Here is an 8769-nt window from a genome sequence, read left to right on the forward strand (position 1 = left end):
CAGGAACCAGGCCCATCCACACGGCAGGCAAGAACCACGTCTTACCGCTCACGACCCACTCTCCGGAGGGGAACCGCGGAAGACGCGCAGGCGGCCTGCGCAGAGGGTTCTGATCAGGCAGGAGACGAGAAAGACGATGGCGGCCAGTGCGCTGGCCGTGACGGTGGAGCCGGCGACGGCGAGGACGATCGCAGCGATCTCTACGTCCATCCGCACGCCCTGCGGCCAGGCCTGGGGATTCACCGAGGTGACATTCTCATCGCGCGACTCGTTCTCAACGGCCACCGCTTTCCGTCGTGGGAGCAGACGGAGGCGCTCGTGCAAGCTTGCGGCGGCGACGTGCGCGCGTGGAAAGGCCGCTGGACCGAGACCGATCGCATACTCGGCGCCGAACCTCCGGTCGGCGCCGACGCGTCAGGTGAGCCGCGGTGCCTTACCGGTCAGGATTTCTACAAGGTCATGCTCGCCGAGGTGCATCAGGCCAGGTTTCGGATCATGACGACCTTCATCCGGCATCGGCCGCCCGAGTACTTCCTCGGATTCACCGACGGGGAGACCGCGCGGATCGCCTCTGCCTATTTCAGCGACGTCGTCCGGTGGTCGGCTCTGCCGGGCCACCGGACGGTGCGGCGGATCGTCTGCGCCCCGAACCCGGAGATGGAAGAGTGGGTGAAGCGGTTCGTCCAGGAGACCTCGGCCTATCCGCGTCACGAGATCCGTGTGGTGGACTGGTCCCTCGGGGTCGACGCCATCAACATGGCCGTCTTCGACGACTCGGTTGTCCTGCTCGCTTTCACGTCCGGGTCTGCCCAGCAACTGACCGGGTTTCGGATCGAGGAACCTGAGTTCGTCCGCTGCTCGGTCGGACACTTCGAACAGCTCTGGTCGGTTTCCAGCAAGCCCCTTTGATACTCCGGGACTGAGGGACCGTTCCGGCTGCAGGAGTGGTGGCCGGCGTGGAGGCTAGCGCGTGAGGTCGGGTGCGGCGTCGGGCGCTGTCGGTTCGTAGCAGTCGTAGTTGCGTTGGGCGACGATCCGGCCGTCCTCGATCCGGAGGAAGGCGGCGATGCGGGCCCGCAGGACGTGGCCGACGGGATAAGGGCCGTAGGGGACCGCGAGCCTGCCCCACCACTCCACCTCGAGCGCCACCTGGTCGCCGGCGGCGATGGCGTTGCGTACCTCGAATCGCTGCTCCGCCATGGCGTCCTGGCCGCGTTCAGCGGCCTCCCGCATCGCGTCGAGATCGCGTACCGCCCCGTCGGGGAAGAGCAGGTTGGGCATTTCCTCGTGGACCATCTCCGGCGCGAGGAACCGAGTGATCTCCTCGGCGGACGCTCCGTCGGACACTGCCCGGTGATAGCGGACGGCGAGGTCGATGTTCCGGGATTCCCGGTCACGGTCGTGCGACATGAACACAACCATAGTTGCACAACTATGGTTGTCAAGTGCACGCTGGGTTCATGGAGTCATCATCAGCCGCTCCGGAGGGCGGGTCGGATGCCGTGCGCCCTGAGGATCTCGATCTAGGCAGCCTCGCCCTGTTCGTCGGCCTGACGGCGGCCGAGGAGGTGCGCCGGGACATCGAGCGCGAGGGCTTCACCGGGTTGCGGTTCTCGCACGGCTATGTCTTCCAGCATCTCGTCGACGCCGAACCGACCATCGGTGAGCTGGCCACCCGGCTGGAGATGACGCAGCAGGGCGCCTCGAAGGCGGTCGCCGAGCTGGAACGCCTCGGGTACGTCGAGCGAGTGCCCGACCCGGCGGACGCGCGGATCCGGCGGGCCCGCCTCAACGCGAGGGGACGGGCCGCCGTCGAAGCCGCACGGCGCGGCAGGGCCGCCCAGCAGGAACGGATGGCGCGCCGGTGCGGGCGCGAACGGCTCGACACCGCGCACGCCGTCCTGGTCGAACTGCTCGACGCGCTCGGGGGCGCCGACGGCGTACGCCGTCGGGACGTCCGCTTCCCCTCCTGACGCCCGATGGCGCTGAACTCGTTGCCTCCGACGGCCAGGCCCGTCCACGGAGCCTCGCGCCAGCCTGGGTGGACCATTCAGCGGTGGCCGAGGCTCCAAGTGCTCCACGGTGTGTCGTGCGGCGAGGGTGTTATGGCGAACAGGTGTCCAGGGCTCGGGTCAGGGCGTTGAGGGCTGCGGGGTAGGCGTGTTGGCTGGGGGTTCCGAAGCCGATGATGATGCCCTGGGTGTGGTCTCCGGGGGTGTGCCAGCGGTCGCCCAGTTGTCCCACGGCCAGCTCCTGGGCCGCCGCGGCTTCGAGCACATCCTGCTCGGTGGGGCCGTCGGCGGGCAGGCTGATCAGGACGTGCAGGCCGGCGGCCACCCCGTGGACGGAGAAGGCGGGGGAACGCCGTCGGGAGTCCAGCCGGGTCAGCAGGAGGTCGCGGCGGCGCCTGTATCGCAGCCGGCTGGCGCGGACATGCCGGTCGTAGGCGTGGCTCGTGATGAAGTCCGCCAAGGTCAGCTGGCCGATGCTCTCGGTGTGGCGGTCGTCGTGGCGCTTGGCCTCGACCAGTGGTTCGAGGAGGCGGCGGGGGGACACGATCCAGCCCAGGCGCAGCGCGGGCCCGAGGGTCTTGGAGACGGTGCCGACATAGGCGACATGGTCGGGTGCGGTGCCCTGGATCGCGCCGATGGGCTGGCGGTCGTAGCGGAACTCGCCGTCGTAGTCGTTCTCGATGACGAGGCGGTCGGTGGAGCGCGCCCAGCCGACGAGGGCCCGGCGGCGTTCCGGGGCGAGCGTCCCTCCGGTCGGGTACTGGTGGGCGGGGGTCAGTTCCACGGCGTCCACCACCGGAAATCCGGGCGTGCCGAGCAGGTCGGTCCGGGCGCCTTTCCCGTCCACCGGGAGGGGGACGACGGACGGGCCGTTGCGGCGGATCACATCGCGGTGGAAGGTGACGCCGGGATCCTCGGCGGCGATGGCGGCCGCGCCGAGCACGCGGCTGAGCAGGGCCAGGGCCTGGACGTATCCGCCGGTGATGACGATCAGGTCGGGTGACGCCAGGACGCCGCGGGTGCGTCCGAGGTACTCGGCGAGCGCGGTGCGCAGTTCGATCCGGCCGCGCGGGTCGCCGTACGAGTAGGCCTCCCCCGCCGCGTCGCCCAGGGCGCGGCGGGCGGACCGCAGCCAGGCCGCGGTCGGGAACGCGGAGGCGTCCGGACGGCCGGGGCGCAGGTCGTGCCGGAGCCGAGGGGGCACCGGCCCGGGTGCTCCGCCCGAGTCCTCGGCGGCGCCGTGGGGAAGCCGGGCCACGACCGTGCCCGAGCCCTGGCGGGCGGCCAGGTAGCCCTCCGCGACGAGCTGGTCGTAGGCCGCCTTGACGGTGCCGCGGGACAGGCCCAGTTCGGCGGCGAGCCTGCGGGTGGCGGGCAGCCGCGCCCGGGGCGCGAGCCGTCCGGTCCGGATGGCGGCCCGGAGGGCCTGCTCCAGACCGGCCCGGCGCCCGGTCGCCGGGTCGAGCTCCAGATGGAGATCGACCCCGGAAATGGGCCAAGATCCTGACACGAAAGCGGATCTTATCGTCGCTCCATTTCCGCCGTAGCGTCGCCGGCGTGATCATCGAGGCGCTCGGACGGTGGGCCGGCGGGACGGGCCGCACGCCCCGCCGCATGGTGTGGCTGCTGGCCGTGGCGTACGGCCTGACCATCGCCAACCTGTACTACTGCCAGCCGCTGCTGCCGCAGATGGCGGACTCCTACGCCTCGTCTTCTCTGGTGGGGTACCTGACCACCGCCGGGCAGCTCGGCTACGCGCTGGCGCTGCCGCTGGTCGTGCCGCTCGGGGACATCGTCCGCAGGCGTCCGCTGGTCTGCGTGCTGCTCCTCGTCGACGCGGCGGCCCTGGTGGCGACCGCGACGGCTCCCACCGCCGGTGCGCTGCTCGCCGCGGGGGCGGTGATCGGCCTGGCGAGCGCGAGCGTGGTCAACATCCTCGTCCCCTACGCGGCCACGACCGCCGCCGACCACGAACGCGGCCGGGTGGTCGCGACGATGCTGAGCGGCGGGCTGGTGGGCATCCTGCTGTCGCGCACGGTCGCCGGACTCACCGCCGAGCTCTTCGGCTGGCGCGTCCTGTACCTGGCGTCCGCCGCGGTGACGCTGCTGCTCGCCGCCGCGCTGGCACGTGCCATGGCGCCGTCGGCGGCGGAGGTGCCGATCGGCTACGCCGCGCAACTGCGGGCGACCGTCCGCCTGGCGGCGAGCGAGCCGGTGCTGAGACGGCGGTCGCTGATCGGCGCGGGCGTGTTCGGATCCTTCGGGGTCTTCTGGACGACCGTGGCGTTCATGCTGGCAGAGCCGCCCTACCGGTACGGCGAAGCGGAGATCGGCCTGTTCACGCTGGTCGGCGCCGCGGGAGCCCTCGCGGCGAAGGTCGCCGGACGGGTCGCGGACCGGGGGCGGCAGCGCCCGTGGACCGGTGCGCTGCTCCTCCTGGGGGTGGCCTCGTTCGGGGCGGTGGCGCTCGGGGGCCGCAGCCTGCCGTGGCTCATCGCCGGGCTCCTGGCGATGGACGTCGCGGTCCACGCCACCCATCTGCTGAACATGAGCGTGGTCTACGGCCTTGTCGACGGCGCCCGCTCGCGGATCGCCTCGGTCTACATGACCTTCTACACGCTCGGAGGCGTGGCGGGCACCGCCGCGGGCGCGGCCGCCTACCGGTTCGGCGGATGGACGGCGGTGTCGGCGACCGGCGCGGCGTTCATGGCCGCCGCACTCGCAGCGTGGGCGCGCGAAGGCCGCGGAGGTCCCACCGAAGGCTGAGACGTCCGCGGCCTGCGGGCACGGCACCCGCGCTCGGTCAGGAGGAACCGGGGTCCGGGGCGCCGAACCAGGTGCTGAGCGCCTGTCGCAGCGCGGGCGCGGCGGTGCCGGCGGGTTCGTCGAGGGACGCGGCCCAGGCGATGCGGGCGTCCGGGCGGATCAGCAGGACGTCCGCCGGCCGCTGACCGGTCTTGGCGGTGCGGACGTCGACGCGGTGCCGCCAGTCCCGGGCCGCCTCGCGCAGGTCCGTCCGGTCGGCGAGGTCGAGCAGGACGGGCCGCGGGGCGCGCATGAGGTCGGCGACGCTGGTGACGCCCTGGTCGGTGTGGAGGGTGAGGTCAGGGGCGAAGGCGCCGGCCAGCGGATGGTCGGCGCCCGGCATCGGGTAGCGGATGTCGGCGCCGGAGAGAAGCGCACTCATGCGGCGCAGCGGCTGCTCGTCGGTGAGCAGTTCCTGGAAGAGCTCCCGGAGCGCCTCGGCGGCGGGGTCGTGACCGCGCCGCAGCGCCACCTGGGCCCGGGTGTGCAGCATGGTGCGGGCGGCGGCGAGGTTGCGTTCGCGGTGGTAGGTGTCCAGCAGGTCGGCCGGCGCCCAGCCGTGGACTGCGGCGGCCAGTTTCCAGGCCAGGTCGACCGCGTCCATCATGCCGGCGTTGATCGCCACGCCGGTGGCGGGGAACAGGTGCGCCGCGTCCCCCGCCAGCAGGATCCGCCCGCGGCGGTAGTGCTCGGCCTGCCTGGCCTGGAAGGTGAACCGCGACAGCCGGAGCGCCTCCCCCACCGGGAGGTCCGCGCCGAGCACGCGGCGGATGCTGCCCTGGAGCTCGGCCACCGTCATCGGTGCGTCGTCGTCGTACTCGGTGGCCTCGTCCTCGGTGGTGAAGACGGAGACGGCCTCGGCGCCCGGGGACGAGCCGAGCCCGAACAGGCCGCGGTCGGTCCGGGTGAACCCCGGGCGGATCGCGCCGAAGCCGGGGACGTCGAGGCCGCCGTCGTCGAGCACGGTCACCGTGTCGGGCAGGGTGACCTGGGCCAGCCGGTTGACCTCCGGATAGGTGGTGCCGGGGAAGCCGACGCCGGCCAGGTCGCGGACGCGGCTGCGCGCGCCGTCGCACCCCACCAGGTAGCGGGCGCTCACCCGGTAGGGCCCGTCCGGGCCGTGCACCTCCGCCGTGACCGCGGCATCGTCCTGGCTCACCCCGACCACCGGGTGTCCGCGGCGGATCTCGGTCCCTAGTTCGTCGGCGCGCTCTTCGAGCAGCCTCTCCAGCCGCTGCTGCGGGAGCGGCAGGGCGTGCATGGGGGTGTCCGGCAGGTCGGTGAAGTCGACGTGCACCCCGCCGAACGGGAACCGAGGGGCCGGAACGGGGTCGGCGCAGGCCGCTTCGAGGCGTTCCAGCAGGCCCCGGTAGCGCAACAGCTCCAGGATCTGCCCGCCCAGTCCCCCGGCCTTCGGGACGTCGCGGCGCCGCGGCCGGCGCTCCAGCACCAGCGGCCGCGCACCGGCCGCCCGCAGCTCCCCGGCCAGCATCAGGCCGACCGGACCGGCGCCCACGATGATCACATCGGCGTCCATGCACTCTCCTCAGGTGAACGGCACGTGCCGTGCCGACGGCACGCTGCCGTTTCGGATACGAATCGCGGTCACGACGCGGACCGCGCTGAAGCCGGGCCGGTGGATCGGCTACGGCAGGAGCACGAGAGGGCTCCGGGACGGGGCGGCCGGAAGGCGCCCGGGAACGGGCCCGGCTGGGGTCGCTACGCCTTCGATGCCGCGGCCCGCCGTTCGGTGAGCGCGGTCTCGCCGGCGGCGTTCTCGGCGCGGCGGAAGGTGCGGCGGTAGGTGTCGGGCGGGACGCCGACCGTGCGGTTGAAGTGCCGGCGCAGTGTCGTGCCGGTGCCCATGCCGGTGGCCGCCGCGATCGCCTCGATGTTCTCGCCGGTGGTCTCCAGCAGTTCCTGGGCGCGGCGGATCCGCTGGGTCAGCAGCCACTGCAAGGGGGTGGTGCCGGTCACCGACCTGAACTGGCGGCCAAGGTTGCGCGAGCTCATGGACGCCCGGCGGGCCAGGTCCTCCACGGTCAGCGGCTGGTCCAGCCGTTCGATCGCCCAGGGCAGCAGGTCGGCGAGCGGGTGGTCCTCCTGGGCGGGCATCGGGGAGGCGATGAACTGGGACTGGCCGCCCGCCCGGTGCGGCGGCACGACCAGGCGGCGCGCGACCGCGTTCGCGACCGCCGAGCCCCTGTCGAGGCGGACGAGGTGCAGGCACAGGTCCATCGCGGCGGCCTTGCCGGCCGACGTGAGCACGGTGCCGTTGTCCACGTAGAGGACGTCCGGATCGACCTCGACCCGGGGGTGGCGCTCGGCCAGGACCCCGGTGTGCGCCCAGTGCGTGGTCGCGCGGCGTCCGTCCAGCAGGCCGGCGGCGGCGAGCACGAACGCGCCCGTGCAGAGGGAGGCCACGCGCGCACCGGCCTGATGGGCGGCGCGCACCGCGTCGACGAGGTCGCGGGGCGGGTCGGCGTCGACGTCGGCCCACCCCGGGACGATCACGGTGTCGGCGCTCGCCAGGCGGTCGAGCCCGTGGTCGGGCTCCAGCCGGAAGCCGCCCGCCTCGACGGGGCCCGGCCCGCAGCGCAGGAGGCGGTACCAGGGCCCGGTCACGCCGGCCGGCGCGGTGCCGAACACCTCGAAGGCCACCGCCAGCTCGAAGTGCAGCATCCCGTCGGTGACGGCGACCGCGACAGTCCTCATGTCCGAAATTGTATGAGGCATGGCGTTCCAGACGCTCGTGCGGGACGACCGCCGCCGCCATGATCCATCCAGTGGTTCGGACGAGGACAGCGGGAGAGACGATGGGTTCGGGTCAGGCGGTCGTGGTGTTCGGCGCGTACGGGCACACCGGGCGGTTCGTGGTGGCGGAGCTGCGGGACCGCGGGTTCGTCCCGGTCCTGTCCGGCCGCGACGCCGGGAAGCTGGAAGCACTGGCGGAGTCCTTTCCGGGGCTGGAGGTGCGGCCCGCGTCGGCCGGCGATCCGGCGTCGCTGGACCGCGCGCTGGCCGGCGCGGCGGCGGTGGTCAACTGCGCGGGGCCCTTCGCCGCGACGGCCGCCCCGGTGATCGAGGCGGCGCTGCGCGCCGGCGTCCCGTACGTGGACGTCGCGGCCGAGATCGAGGCGAACGCCGACACGTTCGCGCACTTCGCCGGGCGCGCCCGCAACGCCGGGGCCGCGGTCGTGCCCGCGATGGCGTTCTTCGGCGGCCTCGGCGACCTGCTGGCGACCGCGGCGATGGGCGACTGGACGGCCGCCGACGAGGTGCACGTCGCCTACGGGTTGAGCGGTTGGCGGCCCACCACGGGAACGCGCGCCTCGGGTGCGGTCTCCCACGAGCGGCGGGACGGCCGCAGGGTCCGCTTCACCGGCGGGAAGCTGGAATACCACCACGACGCCCTCCCGTCCGTGAAGTGGGCCTTTCCCGAGCCGATGGGCGTGCGGCCCGTCATCGGGGAGTTCAGCATGGCCGACGTCGTCACGATCCCCAGCCACCTGGCCGTCCCCGAGGTGCGCTCGTACATGACGGTGGAGGCGGTCGAGGACCTGTCGGCTCCGGGCACCCCGGCGCCGGCGGCCGCCGACGAGCGCGGACGCTCCGACCAGACGTTCCTGGTCGAGGTCGTCGTGCGCTCCGGCGGCGAGGAGCGTCGCGCGACGGCGAGCGGCCGGGACATCTACGCCGTGAGCGCGCCGCTCGCGGTGGAGGCGGTCGACCGCGTCCTCACCGGCCGGACCAGGGCGACCGGGGTCGCCTCCGCCGGGCAGATCTTCGACTCCGCCGACTTCCTGCACGCGCTGTCCGCACACCTCTCGTTCGAACTGCGCCGGTGACCGGGGCTCTCCGGGCCGAACCGAGCGGACGCCTCCCGGGCGTCGGCTCGGATCGGCCCGGCGCCCGTCAGATCTCGTCGACGTTCATCGCGCCCTCGTTCGGG

General features: G+C 73.2%; 9 protein-coding genes. 4 read left to right on the forward strand and 5 right to left on the reverse strand.

Going from position 1 to position 8769, the window contains the following annotated elements; translation table 11 throughout:
- Positions 1-48: 48 nt before the first annotated feature.
- Positions 49-285, reverse strand: a complete 237-nt coding sequence (locus tag K4S16_RS09320; protein WP_149258447.1) for a hypothetical protein — start codon at positions 283-285, stop codon at positions 49-51.
- A gap of 33 nt (positions 286-318) precedes the next feature.
- Here K4S16_RS09320 and K4S16_RS09325 point away from each other — a divergent pair, with 33 nt between their 5' ends.
- Positions 319-909 (forward strand): hypothetical protein, encoded by a 591-nt coding sequence (locus tag K4S16_RS09325; RefSeq protein WP_149258448.1) that lies wholly within the window; start codon positions 319-321, stop codon positions 907-909.
- A gap of 54 nt (positions 910-963) precedes the next feature.
- Here the strand turns inward: K4S16_RS09325 and K4S16_RS09330 are convergent, their stop codons facing one another.
- A complete protein-coding gene (locus K4S16_RS09330) occupies positions 964-1410 on the reverse strand; it encodes a nuclear transport factor 2 family protein (protein WP_149258449.1) in 447 nt (148 codons plus the stop codon).
- A gap of 50 nt (positions 1411-1460) precedes the next feature.
- On the opposite strand from K4S16_RS09330, the gene K4S16_RS09335 reads away from it, so the two are divergent.
- Positions 1461-1973, forward strand: coding sequence for a MarR family winged helix-turn-helix transcriptional regulator (locus tag K4S16_RS09335; protein ID WP_200841764.1), 513 nt, complete (start codon positions 1461-1463; stop codon positions 1971-1973).
- 130 nt (positions 1974-2103) lie between these two features.
- Here K4S16_RS09335 and K4S16_RS09340 read toward each other — a convergent pair whose 3' ends face one another.
- The gene (locus K4S16_RS09340; protein WP_149258450.1) at positions 2104-3522 is read right to left on the reverse strand and encodes a PLP-dependent aminotransferase family protein; all 1419 of its coding nucleotides are present in this window, start codon (positions 3520-3522) and stop codon (positions 2104-2106) included.
- 47 nt (positions 3523-3569) lie between these two features.
- On the opposite strand from K4S16_RS09340, the gene K4S16_RS09345 reads away from it, so the two are divergent.
- Positions 3570-4778, forward strand: a complete 1209-nt coding sequence (locus tag K4S16_RS09345) for an MFS transporter (RefSeq protein ID WP_149258451.1) — start codon at positions 3570-3572, stop codon at positions 4776-4778.
- Positions 4779-4815: 37 nt separating this feature from the next.
- Here the strand turns inward: K4S16_RS09345 and K4S16_RS09350 are convergent, their stop codons facing one another.
- On the reverse strand, positions 4816-6354 hold the full coding sequence (locus K4S16_RS09350; protein ID WP_149258452.1) for an FAD-dependent monooxygenase: 1539 nt from the start codon (positions 6352-6354) through the stop codon (positions 4816-4818).
- 182 nt (positions 6355-6536) lie between these two features.
- Complete coding sequence (locus tag K4S16_RS09355; RefSeq protein WP_149258453.1) at positions 6537-7532, reverse strand: helix-turn-helix domain-containing protein; 996 nt, start codon at positions 7530-7532, stop codon at positions 6537-6539.
- 101 nt (positions 7533-7633) lie between these two features.
- On the opposite strand from K4S16_RS09355, the gene K4S16_RS09360 reads away from it, so the two are divergent.
- Positions 7634-8665 carry a trans-acting enoyl reductase family protein gene (locus tag K4S16_RS09360; RefSeq protein ID WP_149258454.1) on the forward strand — a complete coding sequence of 344 codons (1032 nt, stop codon included), beginning with the start codon at positions 7634-7636 and terminating at the stop codon, positions 8663-8665.
- The last annotated feature ends 104 nt before the right edge of the window (positions 8666-8769 follow it).

It is taken from the genome of Actinomadura sp. K4S16, from assembly GCF_008327685.1.
Taxonomy (GTDB): Bacteria; Actinomycetota; Actinomycetes; order Streptosporangiales; family Streptosporangiaceae; genus Spirillospora.